This window comes from Variovorax sp. 05L425 (genome assembly GCF_056397705.1).
Genome location: NZ_JBFTNY010000017.1, coordinates 21,294 through 40,700, shown reverse-complemented (window position 1 = coordinate 40,700; position 19,407 = coordinate 21,294). Strand labels below are relative to the sequence as shown.

Annotated in this window: 14 protein-coding genes; 13 read left to right on the top strand and 1 reads right to left on the bottom strand. The window is 65.6% G+C overall.

The annotated features are described in order from the left end of the window. The first annotated feature begins 244 nt into the window (after nucleotides 1–244). The 6 genes from AC1DN9_RS19725 (at nucleotide 245) to mdoH (ending at nucleotide 8,180) form a co-directional block, all read left to right on the top strand. Nucleotides 245–700: a hypothetical protein gene (locus AC1DN9_RS19725; RefSeq protein ID WP_478103087.1), complete on the top strand. Its 456-nt coding sequence runs from the start codon at nucleotides 245–247 to the stop codon at nucleotides 698–700. Between the two features lie 148 nt (nucleotides 701–848). Further along, entirely contained in the window at nucleotides 849–2,219 is a 1,371-nt protein-coding gene (miaB, locus tag AC1DN9_RS19720) for a tRNA (N6-isopentenyl adenosine(37)-C2)-methylthiotransferase MiaB (protein ID WP_478103086.1), read from the top strand. Beyond that, the gene (locus tag AC1DN9_RS19715; RefSeq protein ID WP_478103085.1) at nucleotides 2,219–3,646 is read left to right on the top strand and encodes a sensor histidine kinase; all 1,428 of its coding nucleotides are present in this window, start codon (nucleotides 2,219–2,221) and stop codon (nucleotides 3,644–3,646) included. The genes miaB and AC1DN9_RS19715 overlap by 1 nt, the downstream gene beginning before the upstream one ends. Before the next feature lie 30 nt (nucleotides 3,647–3,676). Then, nucleotides 3,677–4,327, top strand: a complete 651-nt coding sequence (locus AC1DN9_RS19710; protein ID WP_478103083.1) for a hypothetical protein — start codon at nucleotides 3,677–3,679, stop codon at nucleotides 4,325–4,327. 98 nt (nucleotides 4,328–4,425) lie between these two features. Continuing rightward, nucleotides 4,426–5,763 carry a sigma 54-interacting transcriptional regulator gene (locus AC1DN9_RS19705; protein ID WP_478103205.1) on the top strand — a complete coding sequence of 446 codons (1,338 nt, stop codon included), beginning with the start codon at nucleotides 4,426–4,428 and terminating at the stop codon, nucleotides 5,761–5,763. A 404-nt stretch (nucleotides 5,764–6,167) separates the two neighbouring features. Continuing rightward, a complete protein-coding gene (gene mdoH, locus AC1DN9_RS19700) occupies nucleotides 6,168–8,180 on the top strand; it encodes a glucans biosynthesis glucosyltransferase MdoH (protein ID WP_478103082.1) in 2,013 nt (670 codons plus the stop codon). Between the two features lie 106 nt (nucleotides 8,181–8,286). Here mdoH and ffh read toward each other — a convergent pair whose 3' ends face one another. Then, nucleotides 8,287–9,672: a signal recognition particle protein gene (gene ffh, locus AC1DN9_RS19695; RefSeq protein ID WP_478103081.1), complete on the bottom strand. Its 1,386-nt coding sequence runs from the start codon at nucleotides 9,670–9,672 to the stop codon at nucleotides 8,287–8,289. A 198-nt stretch (nucleotides 9,673–9,870) separates the two neighbouring features. Between ffh and AC1DN9_RS19690 the strand changes: the two genes are divergently transcribed. From AC1DN9_RS19690 to AC1DN9_RS19660, 7 genes are all read left to right on the top strand, one after another. Further along, nucleotides 9,871–10,680: a cytochrome C assembly family protein gene (locus tag AC1DN9_RS19690; protein WP_478103080.1), complete on the top strand. Its 810-nt coding sequence runs from the start codon at nucleotides 9,871–9,873 to the stop codon at nucleotides 10,678–10,680. Beyond that, nucleotides 10,677–10,919: a PP0621 family protein gene (locus tag AC1DN9_RS19685; RefSeq protein WP_478103078.1), complete on the top strand. Its 243-nt coding sequence runs from the start codon at nucleotides 10,677–10,679 to the stop codon at nucleotides 10,917–10,919. The genes AC1DN9_RS19690 and AC1DN9_RS19685 overlap by 4 nt, the downstream gene beginning before the upstream one ends. Next, a complete protein-coding gene (locus tag AC1DN9_RS19680; RefSeq protein ID WP_478103077.1) occupies nucleotides 10,916–12,601 on the top strand; it encodes a two-component system sensor histidine kinase NtrB in 1,686 nt (561 codons plus the stop codon). Before AC1DN9_RS19685 ends, AC1DN9_RS19680 begins: the two co-directional genes overlap by 4 nt. 4 nt (nucleotides 12,602–12,605) lie before the next feature. Further along, nucleotides 12,606–14,132, top strand: coding sequence for a sigma-54-dependent transcriptional regulator (locus AC1DN9_RS19675; RefSeq protein WP_478103076.1), 1,527 nt, complete (start codon nucleotides 12,606–12,608; stop codon nucleotides 14,130–14,132). Then, the gene (ampD, locus tag AC1DN9_RS19670) at nucleotides 14,104–14,715 is read left to right on the top strand and encodes a 1,6-anhydro-N-acetylmuramyl-L-alanine amidase AmpD (RefSeq protein ID WP_478103074.1); all 612 of its coding nucleotides are present in this window, start codon (nucleotides 14,104–14,106) and stop codon (nucleotides 14,713–14,715) included. The genes AC1DN9_RS19675 and ampD overlap by 29 nt, the downstream gene beginning before the upstream one ends. 349 nt (nucleotides 14,716–15,064) lie before the next feature. Continuing rightward, nucleotides 15,065–17,980: a ribonucleoside-diphosphate reductase subunit alpha gene (locus AC1DN9_RS19665; protein WP_478103073.1), complete on the top strand. Its 2,916-nt coding sequence runs from the start codon at nucleotides 15,065–15,067 to the stop codon at nucleotides 17,978–17,980. Nucleotides 17,981–18,130: 150 nt separating this feature from the next. Next, nucleotides 18,131–19,393, top strand: a complete 1,263-nt coding sequence (locus AC1DN9_RS19660) for a ribonucleotide-diphosphate reductase subunit beta (protein WP_478103072.1) — start codon at nucleotides 18,131–18,133, stop codon at nucleotides 19,391–19,393. Nucleotides 19,394–19,407 lie beyond the last annotated feature (14 nt).

Below are 19,407 nucleotides of genomic sequence, written 5' to 3'. Positions count from 1 at the left end.
GAAGGTGGGGCGCCGGATATGGGAGTCGTACTACTACCCACTACATTTCTCCAGCGGCGCCTATTGGAGCAGCGCCCGACCGAAAGCGACCCGGGGCGCCGTAAAGATAAGTAAAGCGATCATGCAAGATGGCACACCCGGGTAAGACTCGTTGCGTGGAGGCTGGCCGCTAAAATCGCCGCTTCCCAGCCTCTGGATGAACCCCATGAATCGCTGCAAAAATTCCCTGAATGCTTTTGTCTTGGTGGCACTAAGCGCAGTCCTCGCGCCTGCTGCCGCGCTATTTTCCTCCGACGCCGCAGCGCAGCTCGCGGACATTCCCAACACCCAGAACGAAGCCGCGAACGGCGGCCGCAACTTTCCGGTCGGCACGCTGCGAGGCAAGTTCATGGTGGTGAACCCTCCTGAAATCGTGCTCGACGGGCAGCCCGAGCGCCTTTCACCCGGCGCGCGTATCACGGGCGCCAACCGGATGCTCGTCATGCCGGCGGCCATCATCGGCCAGAACCTGCTCGTCAATTACACGCGCGACGCCGCCGGCCTGGTGCGCGAGGTCTGGATCCTGACGCCCGACGAAGCCCAGGCCAAGCGCGCGTCGGCCGAGAAGCCGCTGCTCAATTTCTGGCCCTTCGTGGCCAACAGCGGTCCGCGCGACGACGGCAAGACGCCGTTCGACCAACTGCCCAAATACGGCGAGTAAGTAACTCACCCCCAGGTTGGCTCACTTCGTGTAGCCGCCCACCCCCTCGCCGGGGGCGACACCAGCGGCCTGGCGGAGCCAGTTCCGCGGTGTCTCGCGAATTGGCGGCGCTGACCTTATTGCATCCGCATCTCTCGGGAGAGGCACCATGAACCCCAAAGTTTTTATCAAGACCTTCGGCTGCCAGATGAACGAGTACGACTCGGACAAGATGGCGGACGTGCTGCGCGCCGCCGAAGGGTATGAGCCGACCACGAACGTGGACGAGGCCGACCTGATCCTCTTCAACACCTGCTCTGTCCGCGAAAAGGCACAGGAAAAGGTGTTCTCCGACCTCGGCCGCGTCAAGCACCTCAAGGCCAAGGGCGTGAAGATCGGCGTCGGCGGCTGCGTTGCGAGCCAGGAAGGCGAGGCGATCATCGCCCGCGCGCCCTACGTCGACGTGGTTTTCGGCCCCCAGACCCTGCACCGGCTGCCCGAGATGCTCACGCAGCGCGATCGCCAAGGCCGGCCGCAGGTGGATATCAGTTTCCCCGAGATCGAGAAGTTCGACCACCTGCCGCCGGCCCGCGTCGAAGGCGTCACCGCTTTCGTCTCGATCATGGAAGGCTGCTCCAAGTACTGCAGCTACTGCGTGGTGCCTTACACCCGCGGCGAAGAGGTGAACCGGCCGCTCGACGACGTGCTGGTGGAAGTCGCCGGGCTGGTCGACCAGGGCGTGCGCGAAGTCACGCTGCTGGGCCAAAACGTCAATGCCTACCGCGGGAAGATGGGCGACACAGCGGAAATCGCGGACTTCGCCACCCTGATCGAATACATCGCGGAGATCCCGGGCATCGAGCGCATCCGCTACACGACCAGCCATCCCAACGAATTCACGCCGCGGCTGATCGAGGCCTACGCTCGGGTGCCGCAGCTCGTGAGCCATCTGCATCTGCCGGTGCAGCACGGCAGCGACCGGATCCTGATGGCGATGAAGCGCGGCTACACGGCGATGGAATACAAGAGCACGGTCCGCAAGCTGCGCGCCATCCGCCCCGGACTCGCGCTCAGCAGCGACTTCATCGTTGGCTTCCCGGGCGAAACCGACGAGGACTTCGCAAAGATGATGAAGCTCATCCACGACCTCGACTTCGACGCCAGCTTCAGCTTCATCTTCAGCCCGCGCCCAGGCACGCCGGCCGCAGCGCTGCACGACGACACGCCGCACAGCGTCAAGCTCGCCCGGCTCCAGCAGTTGCAGGCGGTGATCGACGGCAACGTCAAGCGATTCGGCGAGAGCCGCGTGGGCACCGTGCAGCGCGTGCTGGTCGAGGGCACGTCGCGCAAGGACGCGAGCGAGCTGATGGGCCGCACCGAGTGCAATCGCGTCGTCAACTTCGAGGGCGATACGCGGCTGGTCGGTCAGATGATCGACCTGCGCATCACCCGCTCGCTGGCCTATACCCTGCGCGGCGAAGTCGTGACGGCTGAGTCGACGCACGCTGCCGGCAGGCCCGCGCCGGCGCCCGTCGCCTGATGCCGAAGTTGACGTCGGCGCGCGGTTCGTTCCAGCAGCTGCTGCTTTTCGCGTTTCTCCTGATCACCGCGCTCCTCGTGGGCGTGGCGCTGCGCGCCGTCTTCCAGTACGACGCGCTGATGACCGAGAGCCGCGATGCCGCGGCGCGCGCGCTCACCCTCTCCGGCGCAGCCCAATCGCTGGCCGAGCGCAGCGCGGCGATGGAGCGCGCCGGGCGCCAGTCGCTGGTGCTCAACGATGCCGTGCTGCGCCGCCGCTTCGACGACGCGTCCCGCGATGCGCGCCAAGTGCTCGAGCGCCTCACTTCCAACGGCCTGGGCAGCGAAGGCCCGGACAGATGGCGCGAGCAGATGGAGGTCATCCAGGGCTTGATGAGCGGCGCGTCCGAAACGGCGCTCGCCCGCGAAAGCTCGATGGCCATGCAATTCCGCGAGCTCGATGCGCTGAACACCAACATCGCACAGCAGGCGCAGTTCCTGATCGAGACACAGAACAAGGCGCTGGCCGAGCGCATCGAGACGGAGCGCAGGAGGTTGATGCGGCTGGTCGTGGCGGCGAGCGCCCTCGCGGTGTCGCTGGCCCTGGCCTTCGGAGTCTGGCTGGCGCGGCCGTTCAAGCGGCTCCAGCGCGCCATCGTCGGTCTCGGCGAAAACCGGCTTGACGAGCCGATCGACATCCACGGTCCCGCCGACGTGCGCCGCGTGTCCCAGCAGCTCGAGTGGCTGCGCCTGCGGCTCACCGAACTGGACGCCGACAAGGCACGCTTCCTGCGACACGTTTCGCATGAACTCAAGACTCCCCTGGCCGCCTTGCGCGAAGGCGTCTCGCTATTGGAAGATGGCGTGACAGGGGCACTGAACCCCTCCCAGCGCGAAGTCACGCAGATCCTGCAGCAGAACACCGTGGCGTTGCAGGGGCAGATCGAGGCGCTGCTGCGCTTCAACGCCGCCGCGTTCGAAGCCCGCGAGCTGCGTCGGGAGCGCACCCCGCTGCTGCCGCTGATCGAGGAGCAGATCGAAGCCCAGCGCCTGCAATGGCAGGCCAACGGGCTCACCGTGCGGGCCGAGGGCGAGCCGATTTCGGTCCTGGTCGACCGGGTGAAGCTCGGCACCGCGCTGGCCAACCTGCTTTCGAACGCCATCCGCTTCTCGGCGCGCGGAGGCACCATCAGCATGGCCGTCTCGAGCACCGCCGACGCCGCGCAAATCGACATCAGCGACGCGGGTCCCGGCGTGGCGGATGGCGATCGCGACCGCATCTTCGAGCCCTTCTTTCGCGGAGAACGGCAACCTCAGCATTCGGTGAAAGGAACGGGTATCGGCTTGTCGATCGTGCAGGAGTACATTGCGGCTCATGGCGGCCGCATCACGCTGCTGCCGGAGGGGCCAGGCGCGCGTTTCCGTATCGAACTGCCGCGCACCGCTTGAGCCCACCGCCCGACGTTCCCATTCCGATCCATGTTTTTCTCGATCTTTCGCAGATCCGCCATCGTCATGACGCTCGTCGCGCCGATGCTTTTCGCTGGCTGCGCCACGTCGCACAAGCCGCCGGCCGAAGCCGTCGTCGTGCCGGCCATGCCGCCCTCGCCGCCGCCCGTCACGCCGGTCGAGGCCGAGCCCATCGCGCCGGCGACGCAGCCCGGCGGCATCTTCACGCCGCTGGCACCCGGTCCCGTGGGCGCCATGCTTGCCTACGCCGACAAGGTGCGGCCTCTCGGCGCCCCCGAACTTGCCAACGAACTGTCTCGTCTCGGCGACCTCATGGAGACGCCCACCACGCAGATGCAGACTGCCATCGTGCTGGCCCAGACGCGCGTCCCCGCCGACCTTGTCAAGGCCATCGGCCTGATGCAGCGCGTGTCGACCAACCCCTCGGCCGAAGCGCAGCCCCTTCAGCCGCTCGCCCGAACGCTGGGCGCACGCTATTCGGAACAACGGCGCGTCGAGGATGACCGTGAGAAGCAAGCGCAACAATTGCGCGACAGCCAGCGACGCATCGACCAGTTGAACGATCGGATCGAGGCTTTGAGGGCCATCGAGCGGAGCTTCGCCCGCCCGAACACCCCGCCTGCAGCAGCGCCAGTGATCAACCCGAAGCCCGCACCGTGACCAGCCCGGCCATTCCCCCATCCGAAAAGGCGCCCGCTTCCGGGACCGGCGAGCAGGCGCGTGGCGCCCGGCTGCTCGTCGTCGATGACGACCCGGACATGCTCCGGCTCATTTCGATGCGGCTGACCTCCGTCGGCTACCACGTCACGGCCGTGACCTCGGCCGAATCGGCACTCACGCAGCTCGAAATCGAGCACCCCCAGCTTGTGCTGAGCGATGTGCGGCTCCCGGGCCGGGACGGACTTGCCCTCTTCGACGAGATCCGCAAGCGCCATCCGACCCTGCCCGTGATCCTGCTGACCGCGCACGGGACCATCCCCGACGCCGTCGAGGCCACGGCGCGCGGCGTCTTCACCTATCTGACCAAGCCCTACGACGGGCGCGAACTGCTCGAAAAGATCGCCCAGGCGCTCGCGCTCGGCGCACCGAGCGTCGCGCCCGGCAAGGGCGGCGACGAAAGCTGGCGCGCGGAAATCGTGAGCCGCAGCAACCGGATGGCGGAGTTGCTGGCCGAAGCGCGCATGGTGGCCAAGTCGGACGCCAGCGTGCTGCTGCGCGGCGACAGCGGCGCCGGCAAGGAATTGCTGGCCCGTGCCATCCACCGGGCGAGCGCGCGGGCCGACAAGCCTTTCGTGGCCGTCAATTGCGGTGCCATTCCGGAAGCGCTCCTGGAGTCGGAGTTGTTCGGCCACATGAAGGGCGCCTTCACCGACGCCGTCGCCAACCACAAGGGGCTGTTCCAGCAAGCCGACGGCGGCACGCTGCTGCTCGACGAAATCGGGGACATGCCGCCGGCGCTCCAGGTCAAGCTGCTGCGGGTGCTGCAGGAACGCGCGGTAAGGCCGCTCGGCGCCAGCCAGTCGATCGCGGTGGATGTGCGGATCATCTCGGCCACCCACCGCGATCTCGATGCCGCGATGGAAACCGGGCAGTTTCGCGAAGATCTCTACTACCGTCTCAACGTGGTGACACTGAGCCTTCCGCCCCTTTCCGCGCGGCGGGAGGACATTCCGCTGCTGGCCAATCACTTTCTGCAGCGGCTATCGACCAAGTACGGCAAGCGGCTCTCCGGCTTCGCGCCGGAGGCGCTCAAGGCGCTGACCACGGCCTCGTGGCCCGGAAACGTGCGGCAACTGTTCAACGTGGTGGAGCAGGTCTGCGCGCTTTCGAGCTCGCCGCTGATCCCGCTCGCCCTCGTGCAGCGCGCGCTTCGCGTGCCGAGTGTGGAGGTGCTGACTTACGCCGAAGCCAAGCAGCGATTCGAGCGCGACTACCTGGTCGGCCTGCTGAAGTTGACCGACGGCAATGTCGCCGACGCAGCGCGCCTTGCGGATCGCAACCGGACCGAGTTCTACCGGCTCCTGCAAAAGCATGAGCTCACCCCCGGACACTTCAAGGCCGAGGGCGTGTCGCCGGGAAACGAAACCGGTCGCTGACCAGCGACACTCCAAGTATTTGATTTCATTGCGTTTTTAGAGTCAGCCTCGAAGGCTTGTCGGGATTCGGCGACAAAAACAGGGGTTTCGCGGGCCTTTCGGCTCAGGTCTGCGGTCGAGGCAACCAAGATTTGACCTAAGCTGTTGATCTAGAAGGATTTTCTGGCGCTGGCACAGGGTTTGCCCCTGTAGAGGCATGACAGCTCATTCCAGCCCCTCTTTCGCACTGCGTCCGCAGCGCGACGGCCTGCGTCAAAAGCAGTTTTCCCTCTCGCGCCCCCGCGCAGCGGGACATTCGCTGGCAGCCCTCGAGGCATCCAGCGGAATCGCGCCGGACTGCGTCTTCAAGCGCTTTCCGGCAATCGGCGACACGCCCTCCGTTCAGAAGCAACGGTGAGCCGCCCATGAAGCCCAACGAATACTCCCAACTGAAGGTGCTGGCGGAAAGCGATTTCTCGCACCGCAGCCTCCTTCGCGAAGAGCGCCACCCGAACTCGGTGACGGCGCCCCCCATCAACCGCGGTTCGATGACGCCGCGCCCCTGGCGCGGTTTCTGGAACAGCATCGGCACGGCGCTTCTGGTGAAGCTCGGCGCGGGCGGTGCGGCCAAGGCCGCCGGACGCGGCGCTGCCTCCGGCGCCGCCCAGCAACCGTGGCAGCATGCGGCCGCACAACGCCGCTTTGCGTTCCTCGCGTTGACGGTGCTGAGCACGGTGATCGCTTCCACGCTGTTCGCACGCGTGCAACCGGACTACGACAACGTCTGGCTCGAATACAGCCAGATCGTGCTCTACGGCCTGTTGTCGGGCTGGGTCGTGACCGGCTTCGTGACGGCGCTCATGGGCTTCTATGTCTCGGTGCGCGGTGACAAGCATGCGCTGTCCGCCAAGCAGGTGGCCAACCATCCGATGAACCCCGAAGCGCGGACGGCCATCATCATGCCGATCTGCAATGAGGACGTGGCGACTGTGTTCGCCGGCTTGCGGGCGACCTGCGAATCGGTCGCTGCGACAGGCCATGCCGGGCAGTTCGACGTGTTCGTGCTGTCCGACAGCTACACGCCCGGGATCGCCGCCGCCGAGCGCGCCGCCTGGGAAGACCTGCGCGCCGCGCTGGCCCAGAACTACGCGAACAACCCCAACCAGCCCCAGGTCGAGGTGTACTACCGCCTGCGCACCCGCCGCACGCACCGCAAGGCCGGCAATGTCGCCGACTTCTGCCGCCGTTGGGGCAAGGACTATCGCTACATGGTCGTGCTCGACGCCGACAGCGTCATGAGCGGCGACTGCCTGACCTCGATGGTCAAGCTGATGGAAGCCAACCCGACGGCCGGCATCATCCAGACCGCGACGCAGGCCATCGGCCATGTCACGCTGCACGCTCGCGCCCAGCAGTTTGCCTCGCGCATGACGGGTCGCCTGTTCACCTTGGGCATGCAGTTCTGGCAGCTCGGCGAGTCGCACTACTGGGGCCACAACGCGATCATTCGCGTGCAGCCCTTCATGGACCACTGCGCGCTGGCGCCGATCCGCGGCAAGGGCGGCATGTCGGGCGGCATCATGTCGCACGACTTCGTCGAGGCCGCGCTGATGCGCCGCGCCGGCTATCACGTGTGGCTGGTCGCCGATCTGGTCGGCAGCTACGAGCAGCAACCGCCGGACCTGCTGGCCGAGTTGCAACGCGACCGCCGCTGGTGCCAGGGCAACCTGCAGAACGCCCGCCTGATGACGGAGCCCGGCCTGCATCCGGTCCACCGCGCGATGTTCGTCACCGGCACGATGGCCTATGCATCGGCCCCGCTCTGGCTCGCGTTCCTGACGCTGGGCACGGCGCTGTGGCTCACCGGTTCGAGCGTGGCGGAGCACTGGCTCGCCATGCCGATGGAACTGGCCGGCCTGTGGCTCTGGACCTTGTGCCTGCTGTTCCTGCCTCGCGTGCTGGGCCTTATCGCCGTGGTGCTGCGTGGCGAGACGCGCCAGTTCGGCGGCGTCGGCGGCATGCTCAAGAGCGCGGCGCTGGAAAGCGCCCTCGCCATCGTGCAAGCACCGGTCCGCATGCTCGCGCACTCGTTGTTCGTGGTCGTGGCCCTTACCGGCATCAAGCTCGACTGGAAGTCGCCTCCGCGGGAAGCCGCCGCCGTGCCTTGGCGCGTCGCGATCGCCCAACTGGCGCCGATGACGCTGGTGATCGCAGCCTTGGCCGTCGGCATTGCGCTGATCGATGCCAGCGCACTGGCCTGGCTGATGCCGGTGGGTCTGCCGCTGCTGCTGGCGATCCCGCTGACGGTCCTGACCAGCCAGATCGCCCTCGGCAACTCGCTGCGCGACCGCGGCTTCCTGCTGATCCCTGAAGAATCGCGTTCGCCGGCAGTGCTCCGGCGCGCATGGATGCACGCCGTGCGTCTCGCCCGCGCCTGAGCCCTCCACGCCCCAATGGAAAAGCCCGCATCCGCGGGCTTTTTTCTTTTCCAGGAATACCTCGGAACCGGCTCAGCGGGCCGCTGGTATCGCCCGCGGCAGGGAATCAGAACCTCGGCATGCCGCCACCGCCCCCCATACCGGGCATTCCCTTCATGCCGCCCATGCGCTTCATCATCTTCATCAGGCCGCCGCCCTTCATCTTCTTCATCATCCCCTGCATCTGCTCGAACTCGTTGAGCAGGCGGTTCACTTCCTGAACCTGCACGCCGGCACCGGCAGCAATGCGCCGCTTGCGGGTGGCCTTGAGAAGTTCAGGCTTGCGGCGCTCCAGCGGCGTCATGCTGTTGATGATGCCTTCCTTGCGCCGGATATCGCGCTCGGCGCGGGTCATGTCGGCCTCGGTGGCCTTGGCGGCCATCTGCGCAGGCAGCTTGTCCATGATGCTGGACAGCCCACCCATCTGTTTCATCTGCTGCAGCTGGCCGAGGAAGTCGTTGAGATCGAAGCCCGCACCGCTCTTGACCTTCGCCGCCAGCTTCTGCGCCGCCGCGACGTCGACACCGGCCGTGACCTGCTCGACCAGCGCGACGATGTCGCCCATGCCCAGGATGCGGCCGGCGTGGCGTTCGGCATCGAACACCTCCAGGCCGTCGATCTTTTCGCTGACGCCGGCAAACTTGATCGGCACACCGGTGACCTGCCGCACCGACAGCGCCGCACCGCCGCGCGAATCGCCATCGGTCTTGGTCAGAATGATGCCGGTCAGCGGCAGCGCGTCCTTGAAGGCCTTGGCGGTGTTGATCGCGTCCTGACCCTGCATCGCGTCGACCACGAACAGCGTTTCGATCGGATTCAGCGCCGCATGCAATTCCTTGATTTCCTGCATCAGGACTTCGTCGATCGCGAGTCGGCCTGCCGTGTCGACCAGCAGCACGTCGAAGAAGTGGCGCTTGGCGTGATCCAGCGCAGCGCGCGCGATGTCGAGCGGCTTCTGGTCCGGCGTGCTGGGGAACCATTCCGCGCCGGCCTGCTTGGTCACTGTCTTGAGTTGCTCGATGGCAGCCGGACGATAGACGTCGCCCGAGACGGTCAGTACCTTCTTCTTGCGCTTCTCGATCAGGTGCTTGGCAAGCTTCGCAGTGGTGGTGGTCTTGCCGGCGCCTTGCAGGCCGGCCATGAGGATCACGGCTGGCGGCTGTGCAACGAGGTTGATGTCCGCCACGCCTTCGCCCATCGTCGCGGCGAGTTCGCGGTTGACGATACCCACCAGTGCCTGACCGGGCTTCAGCGAACCCAACACTTCCTGGCCGAGCGCCTTTTCCTTGACGCGACCGACGAAATCGCGGACCACCGGCAATGCGACGTCGGCTTCGAGCAGGGCCATCCGCACTTCGCGCAACATGTCCTGCACGTTGGCTTCGGTGATGCGAGCCTGCCCGCTCATCGTCTTGACGAGCCGGGAGAATTTTTCAGTGAGGGCGGTGGCCATGAAGAGGTACCTTGTTGTCGCGGAAGCGAACGATGGAAGTCGTGAGAACCAGAAGCCAGTAACCAGCGCGAAGCCTAGCCCCATTTCGCGAAACACCGCGGAACCGGCTCCGCCGGGCCGCTGGTGTTGCCCCCGGCAGGGGGTGGGCGCCCGACACGAAGTGCGGGCAACCTGGGGGCGAGCCAGTAAACTCAGTCGATGATTTTAGCGATCCCCTCCCCGCTCGGCGTGGCGCTGGGCATCGCCACCGCCGCCGCCTATGGCGTTACCGCCGCAGCGTCTTCCTGGCTCAGTCGATCGTCCACGCAATGGATGCTCGCATTGGCCTGGCTGCTGCACGCGTTTGCGCTGGGCTGTGGTCTCGGGGGCGGCACCCCGCACTTCGGATTTGCACCGGCGATTTCCGTGACCGCCTGGCTTGTACTCACCGTGTACGGCATCGAGAGCCGCATGTACCCGCAACTCCAGGTCCGGCGCGCGCTCGCGGTGCTGGGCGCGGCGGCGGTTCTGCTCGCCGTGCTATTTCCGGGGACGCCGCTGCACGTCTCGGCATCGCCATGGTTGCCGCTGCATCTCGCGCTGGGCATTGCTTCCTACGGATTGTTCGGCGCCGCCGTGGTTCATGCGTGGCTCATGACGCGCGCCGAAAAGCAGATCCGGCTCGCGGCCGAAACACAGAGCGGCGTACCTCTGCTCACGATGGAGCGCCTGACCTTCCGCTTCGTGGCGGCGGGCTTCGTGCTGTTGTCGGCCACGCTGCTGGCGGGCATCTTCTTCAGTGAAACGCTCTATGGCGCGACCGTCCGCGGCTGGAAATGGGATCACAAGACGGTGTTCTCGATCCTCGCGTGGATCACCTTTGCGGTTCTCTTGATAGGACGCGCACGCTTCGGCTGGCGCGGGCGCACGGCGCGGCGCGTGCTCTATGCGGGCTCCGCGTTGCTGTTGCTCGCCTACGTGGGATCGCGCTTCGTCCTCGAGGTCGTCCTCTCGCGCACGCCCTCATGAAGTACCTGCTCGTCCTCGCCGTGATCGTCGTGGCCATCTGGTTCTGGCGCCGAGGTCGTCAGGAAGAAATGCAGATGCGCTCGCGGCCGCCGCCACCGCCTCCCGCCGTCGGCGCACCGAAGGCCATGGTCCGTTGCGCCTACTGCGGGTTGCACCTGCCCGCCGCCGACGCCATCAACGGCCCCGATGGCATCTATTGCAGCGCAGCGCACCGAAAAGCCGCAGAAAGCCAAGGATGACTGCCTTCCTGTGGTCGCGGGGCGAGCCGGCTACGGATTGGAGTTCGCTCGAGAAATTCAACACCGAGAGCTCGGCGCTGCTGCGGCTTTGGCGTGGATTCATGGCGGCGCGATGCTTTGTCGCGGCCGTGCTCCTGCTCTTGCCGGGCGTGACCATGGTTCTCAAGCAACCCGTGCAGGGACCGGCGATCGCCCTCTCGGTCGTCTATCTGATCGCCGTGCTGTTGGCAGCACGGTATGCACCCTTCCAGCCGATCCGCAGATTCGGAGGCGCCTGGCTGTCGACGATCGGCATCGACCTCGTCACATTCACGGCGCTGCAGGTGCTGCAGGTGGGGGGCGTCAATTACACGCCGCTGTTCGCTCTCCCGGTGCTGATGGGGGCGGTGCTCGGCACTGGGACCGTCGGCCTCGGCACCACCGCAGCGGCCACGCTGCTGCTGCTTGGCCATGCAGCGTGGTACTGGCTGGAGCAGCCGGCAGACACCTCGCCCCGTTTCGTCCAGGCCGCGCTGACGGGCACCGGCCTGTTCGTGGTGGCCCTGATCGCGCACGAACTGGCTCGCCGGCTGACGCGCGAAGAAGCGATGGCGCAACGCAGTCGCAGCGCCGCGCAGATGCATGCGATGGTCAACGACCTCGTGATCGAAACCCTCAGCGAGGGCGTCCTCGTGATCGACGCGGAGGGCCAGGTGCACGCGGTCAATCCCGCGGCCGACGCGATCCTCGGCCACGGCCTCGCCGAGATTCCGCAGCCCTTCGCACTCGGCGCCTATCCGGCCTGGGTGCCTCTTGCCGGTCTTGCGCGCCAGACCTTCTCGCGTCGCGCGCCACAGGCCAAGGAGGTTCCCGTCGCACAGGCCCACGGCGCACCGCGCGAGGTCCGCGTGCGCACGCGCCTGACGCAATCCCACGACAGCCACGCCGAGAGCCTCTGCGTGATGTTCCTTCAGGACCTGCGCGAGCTCGAAGCCCGCATCCGCACCGAAAAGCTGGCGGCCATGGGTCGCATGTCTGCCGCCGTCGCGCACGAAATCCGCAACCCGCTCGCCGCCATCACCCAGGCCAGCGCGCTGCTCAGCGAGGATCTGGTCGACCCTGGGCATCGGCAGTTGACCACGATGGTCCAGCAGAACGCTCAGCGTCTGTCACGCATCGTGGATGACGTACTGGACGTGGCGCGGGCTCGTCAGCAGCGCGTGCTGCCGCTCGGCGAACAGGTGTCCCTGGACCCGACGGTTCGCGCGCTTGCGGAAGAATGGGTTCAGCACGCGCAGCAGCAAGGCGTCTTGCTTTCGCTCGAAGCGGGCACCGACGTACGCTTCGACGCCGAGCATCTGCGCCGCATCCTCGTGAACCTGCTGGACAACGCCGCCCGCTATGCGGGGGACCGCGAGGGCTCCATCCAGGTCAGCACCCGGCGCAACGCCACGGGCCGCGCGAGCCTGCAGGTCTGGAGCGACGGCGCACCCCTCGAACCCGCCGTGCAGCGGCACCTGTTCGAGCCCTTCTTCTCCTCCGAGAGCCGCTCAAGCGGACTCGGCCTGTTCCTGTGCCGCGAATTGTGCGAACAGCACGGCGCGACCATCGGCTACGAGCGCCGCGCCCTGTCCGCGGCGGGCCCCGAGGGCAACGAGTTCTTCGTGGCATTTGCCTCGGCCGAAAGCCGACTGACACAATAGCGGCGTGAGCACCCCCAACACCTCCGCGTCGCAGCCTGCCCAGATCCTGGTCGTCGACGACGAGCCCGACCTGCGCACGCTGTATGAACTCACCTTGTTGCGCGAGGGCTACCGCGTCGAGGCCGCCGGCAGCGTGTCGGAGGCCTGGCAGCACCTCGATGCCGGCCGCTTCGATGCAGTGATCACTGACATGCGCCTGCCCGACGGCCTCGGCATGGAGATCCTTCAGCGCATCCAGCAAGATCAGCGCAGCGAGCGTTGTGTCGTGATGACGGCCTATGGATCGGCGGAGAACGCGGTGGAGGCTCTCAAGGCCGGCGCCTTCGATTACCTCACCAAGCCGGTCGACCTGAAGCAATTCCGCTCGGTGGTGGCGTCGGCGGTGCAGGCGCCTTCGCAGCCGGCGCCGGTCAAGGCACTGCGGCCTGTGGATGACGGCACAACGATGGCGACCACCATCGCCATCGGGGACAGCGGCGTCGCGGCACTCCGACGTCTGGTGGGCGACTCCGAACCCATGCGTCTCGTCAAGGCGCGCATCGCCAAGGTGGCGCGCGGCATGGCACCGGTGCTCGTGCGCGGCGAGTCCGGCACCGGCAAGGAGCTCGTCGCGCGCGCCGTGCATGCATGCAGTCAGCGCAGCGACGGACCTTTCGTCGCCGTCAACTGCGGTGCGATTCCCGAAAATCTTCTCGAAGCCGAGTTCTTCGGCGCGCGCAAGGGTTCATACACCGGCTCTTCGCAAGACCGCGACGGCTACTTCCAGGCGGCACGCGGCGGCACCTTGTTCCTCGACGAGATCGGCGACCTCCCGCTGGCCATGCAGTCGAAGCTGCTGCGCGCTATCCAGGAGCGCAGCGTCCGGCCCATCGGCTCGACGCAGGAAGACGCCGTCGATGTCCGCATCGTGAGCGCGACCCACAAGGACCTGCATGCCGAAGTGCAGGCCAGCCGGTTCCGGCAGGATCTCTTCTACCGCCTGAACGTGATCGAGATCGCGGTCCCCGCGCTGCGCGACCGCCGCGGCGACCTGCCCGCGCTGTGCAACGCCCTGCTCGCGCGCATCGCCCGCGATGCCGGCATGCCGGTGCCGACGCTTTCCGCCGATGTGCTGCAGCGGCTCGCCGAACACCCGCTTCATGGCAACGTCCGCGAGCTCGAAAACCTCCTGCACCGCGCGGTGGCCCTCAGCGACGGCGATGTGCTCCATCTCGATCTCATGGGCGGCGGAACGGCAATCCCCAACGAGCCGTTGCCTGCTGGACCGGTGCAACAGCCCGAGCCGGCATCCGCCGCAGAAACGGGCGCCCACGCCCGCCCCGCTCCCGCAGTGCCTCGCGACCTGCAAAGCTATCTGGATGAGCAGGAGCGGCAGATCCTCGTCCGCGCGCTGCAGGAAACCGGCTTCAACCGAACAGCCGCCGCCGCGCGCCTTGGACTGAGCCTGCGGCAGATTCGTTACCGGATCGCGCGCCTGGGCATCTCGACGCCCCACGGCGACGATGCCAACGGCCTCGGCGGCGATGAGTGAAGCCGACACAGGGCTCTGGCAATCCGGCTGGTATCGCTTCGCCCGGCGATTGCGTTCCCCCAATTTCGGGCCGCGGCCCACGGACGCGCAGATCGACCTGATCGTGCTGCATTCGATCAGCTTGCCGCCCGGCCGCTACGGCGGTGACGAGGTCCAGCAACTCTTCACGAACAGCCTCGACTGGGACGCACATCCCTATTTTTCCGGCATCCGTGGTCTCGAAGTCTCCGCCCACTTCTATGTGCGGCGCAATGGAGAGCTGTGGCAGTTCGTGAGCTGCGACGATCGCGCATGGCATGCCGGCGCTTCGTCATGGCGCGGCCGTTCGAACTGCAATGACGACTCGATCGGCATCGAACTCGAAGGGCTGGAAGGCGACACCTTCGAGCATGCGCAGTACGAGACCCTGGCCAGCCTTTGTCCGGCGATCGCGCAGCGCCATGCGATCTCGTTCATCGCGGGCCATGAACACATCGCGCCCGGCCGCAAGGAAGATCCGGGCCCCGGATTCGACTGGCGCCAGCTGCGCGAACAGCTCGGCTGGGATCTGACGATGTTTCCGCCCAACACTCTCGAGCCCTGAAGTTTTTTTCAATCGCGAAGTCACAGGCGATGCGCCGCGAGGCGATACGCGCGCTTTGCCACGCCAGAGTCGGCAGCGCAGTATCCATGCGCATTTCCAGCCGATTTGCGCCCGGAAAGCGCATGAATAGCGGCCTGCGCCACCTCGTTTCAGCAATGATGCGGCTTCGCTGCCGCCCGACCGGCCACAGACACGTTTCACAATCGTTGCGATTTGTGGAAAACACTATATCTAGTGGCTTGTAGCCCCCCTTGCCACTAGATATAGTGTGCTCTGCCCGGCGCTTACAGCCGGAAACAGCGGCCACAACGACACCGCAGCCCAACAAGAATTGCCAAACGAGGATCGCATGCAAACTGCACTGAACACCCCTTCCACCCCTCGCGCCGTACCCTCGACGCCGCAAAACCGAGACGTCGCCGGCTCGCCCGCTGGCAACGCCCTCGCGCACTACCAGATCATTCGCCGCAACGGCGCGGTCGTGCCTTTCGAGCCGAACAAGATCGCGATCGCGATGATGAAGGCCTTCCTGGCCGTGCACGGCACCCAGGGCGCGGCTTCCGCCAGCGTGCGCGAGACCGTCGATACGCTGACCCAGGCCGTCGTGCGCGCCATGGTGCGTTCGCGTCCGGGCGGCGGCACCTTCCACATCGAGGACGTGCAGGACCAGGTCGAACTCGGCCTGATGCGCGGCGGCCACCATGAGATCGCCCGCGCCTATGTGCTCTACCGCGAACGCCGCTCCCAGGAACGCACGAAGCAAGGGGAGCAGGACGCACCCGTCGCGACGCCCGCACTGCACGTGCTCGACCGCGGCGAAAGAGTCGCGCTCGACCTCAACGAGCTCAAGGACCTCATCGAGTCGGCCTGCATCGGCCTGGGCGACAGCATCACCGCCGCTCCGATCGTCGCCGAGACGATGCGCAACCTCTACGACGGCGTTCCGCTCGACGAGGTCTACAAGGCCTCGATCCTCGCCGCCCGCACGCTGATCGAAAAAGATCCCGACTACACCTTCGCCACCGCCCGCCTGCTGCTGCACACGATCTTCAAGGAAGTGATCGGCCGCGAAGTGCCGGCTGCGGAACGGGCCCAGGCCTACGCCGACTACTTCCCCCAATTCATCAAGAAGGGCGTCGACAACGAACTGCTGGACGAGAAGCTGCTGCAGTACGACCTGGCCCGCCTGGGCGCCGCGCTCAAGCCCGAGCGCGACATGCAGTTCGACTACCTCGGCCTGCAGACGCTCTACGACCGCTACTTCCTGCACGTGCGCAAGACGCGCATCGAGCTTCCGCAAGCCTTCTTCATGCGCGTCTCGATGGGCCTTGCGCTGAACGAGATCGACCGCGAAGCCCGCGCGATCGAGTTCTACGAAGTGCTGTCCTCCTTCGACTTCATGTCGAGCACGCCGACGCTGTTCAACAGCGGCACGCTGCGCTCGCAGCTGTCCAGCTGCTATCTCACGACCGTGCCCGACGACCTCGACGGCATCTACGAGTCGATCAAGGAAAACGCGCTGCTCTCCAAGTTCGCAGGCGGCCTGGGCAACGACTGGACGCGCGTGCGCGCCCTCGGCAGCCACATCAAGGGCACCAACGGCGAATCGCAAGGCGTCGTGCCCTTCCTCAAGGTGGTGAACGACACGGCGGTCGCGGTCAACCAGGGCGGCAAGCGCAAGGGCGCCGTCTGCACCTACCTGGAAAGCTGGCACCTCGACATCGAGGAATTCCTCGAACTGCGCAAGAACACCGGCGACGACCGCCGCCGCACGCACGACATGAACACGGCGAACTGGATTCCCGACCTGTTCATGCGCCGCGTGATGGAAAAGGGCAACTGGACGCTTTTCTCGCCTTCCAACGTGCCCGACCTGCATGACAAGTTCGGCGCCGACTTCGAGGCCGCCTACGTCGCCTACGAAGAAAAGGCCTCGCGCGGCGAGCTCAAGCCGAGCCGCACCATTGCCGCAACCGACCTCTGGCGCAAGATGCTCACGATGCTGTTCGAAACCGGGCATCCGTGGATCACGTTCAAGGACGCCTGCAACGTGCGCTCGCCCCAGCAGCACGCCGGCGTGGTTCACTCGTCGAACCTCTGCACCGAAATCACGCTGAACACCAGCGACACCGAAACCGCCGTCTGCAACCTCGGCTCGGTCAACCTGCTGCAGCACCTGAAGGACGGCAAGGTCGACCAGGAGAAGCTCAAGCGCACCATCTCGACCGCGATGCGCATGCTCGACAACGTGATCGACATCAACTACTACGCAGTCAAGAAGGCGCGCGACTCGAACTTGCGCCATCGTCCGGTCGGCCTCGGCCTGATGGGCTTCCAGGACGCGCTGTACGAACTGCGCATCCCCTACGCCTCGCAGGAAGCCGTGCAGTTCGCCGACGAATCGATGGAAGCGATCTGCTACCACGCCTACTGGGCCTCGACCGACCTGGCCCGCGAGCGCGGCAAGTATTCGAGCTACAAGGGCTCGCTGTGGGAGAAGGGCGTGCTGCCACCTGACACGCTCGACCTGCTCGAGAAGGCGCGCGGCGGCTACGTCGAAGTGGACCGCTCGTCCACCCTCGACTGGGACGCGCTGCGCCTGAAGATCAAGGCCGACGGCATGCGCAATTCGAACTGCGTCGCCATCGCACCGACCGCGACCATCTCCAACATCATCGGCGTGGATGCCTCGATCGAGCCCTGCTTCGGCAACCTCTCGGTCAAGTCCAACCTCTCCGGCGAGTTCACCGTGATCAACCACTACCTAGTGCGCGACCTCAAGCGCCTGGGCCTGTGGGACGACGTGATGGTGATGGACCTCAAGCATTTCGACGGTTCGCTGCGTCCCATCGACCGCGTGCCGCAGGACGTCAAGGCGCTCTACGCCACCGCGTTCGAGATCGAGACCACGTGGCTCGTCGAAGCCGCCGCGCGTCGCCAGAAGTGGATCGACCAGGCGCAGTCTCTCAACATCTACATGGCCGGCGCATCGGGCAAGAAGCTCGACGACACCTACAAGCTCGCATGGCTGCGTGGTCTCAAGACCACCTACTACCTGCGCACGCAGAGCGCGACGCACGCCGAGAAGTCCACCGTTCAATCGGGCCGGCTCAACGCGGTGTCATCGGGCAACGGCGACTCGTCGTCGGGCATGAGCGCGCTCGAAGCTGCTGCGCTCGCAGCACAAGCGCAGTTGAATGCGATCCCCGCAACCGACATCGCGTTCTGCGGTGTCGATGATCCGACGTGCGAAGCATGCCAATGATGTCGGCATGAAGTGGAGGTCGTTCGCGGCATCGCCTGACAATTTGCGATGCATGCGAACAACATAACGACAACATAATTGGAGCGCGATGTGAAGGAGCACTTTGCAACTCACATCGTTGCTCACATAATTTGAGCATTGGATTTTTCTATGTTGACCTGGGACGAAGAAGTCAAGCCCTCCTTGCCAAAGGATCTGCAACAAGGATTGCGGCACACATCGAACAGCGGCGCGCAAGTCGGCCGCTCGTCGGAGTTTCCGACTTCGCAAATTGCTTCCCAAATTTCTCCTGCTTCGCTTTCGTCGCCCGCCGCTGCCGTGCGCACGCTCGATGACGGCGCTCCGGTGCATCCTGCACGGGCAGCGACGTCGACCGCCGCGGCCACACCGGTCACGCGTCGCGTCAACGCCGCCGACAAGCGGATCATCAACGGCCAGACCGACGTCAACCAGCTGGTGCCGTTCAAGTACAAGTGGGCCTGGGAAAAATACCTCGCCACCTGCGCCAACCACTGGATGCCGCAGGAAGTGAACATGACGCGCGACATCGCGCTCTGGAAAGATCCCAACGGCCTGACCGAAGACGAGCGCCGCATCGTCAAGCGCAACCTCGGCTTCTTCGTGACCGCCGACTCGCTGGCCGCCAACAACATCGTGCTCGGCACCTACCGCCACATCACGGCGCCCGAGTGCCGCCAGTTCCTGCTGCGCCAGGCCTTCGAAGAGGCGATCCACACGCACGCCTACCAATACATCGTCGAATCGCTCGGCCTGGACGAGAGCGAGATCTTCAACGCCTACAACGAAGTGCCGTCGATCCGCGAGAAGGACCAGTTCCTGATCCCGTTCATCGACGCCATCAGCGACCCGAACTTCCACACCGGCACACACCAGAACGACCAGACCCTGCTCAAGTCGCTGATCGTCTTCGCCTGCCTGATGGAAGGGCTCTTCTTCTACGTCGGCTTCACGCAGATCCTCGCGCTGGGCCGCCAGAACAAGATGACCGGTGCCGCCGAGCAGTACCAGTACATCCTCCGCGACGAGTCGATGCACTGCAATTTCGGCATCGACCTGATCAACCAGCTCAAGCTCGAGAATCCGCACCTCTGGACCGCCGAGTTCAAGGCAGAGATCAAGGCCCTCTTCATGAAGGCCGTCGAGCTCGAATACAAGTACGCCGAGGACACCATGCCACGTGGCGTGCTCGGCATGAACGCCTCCATGTTCAAGGGCTACCTGCGCTACATCGCCAATCGGCGCGCGCAGCAGATCGGCCTCGAAACGCTCTTCCCGAACGAAGAAAACCCGTTCCCCTGGATGAGCGAAATGATTGACCTGAAGAAGGAGCGCAATTTCTTCGAAACCCGTGTGATCGAGTATCAGTCGGGTGGCGCCCTGTCCTGGGATTGAATTTTTTCGATAAA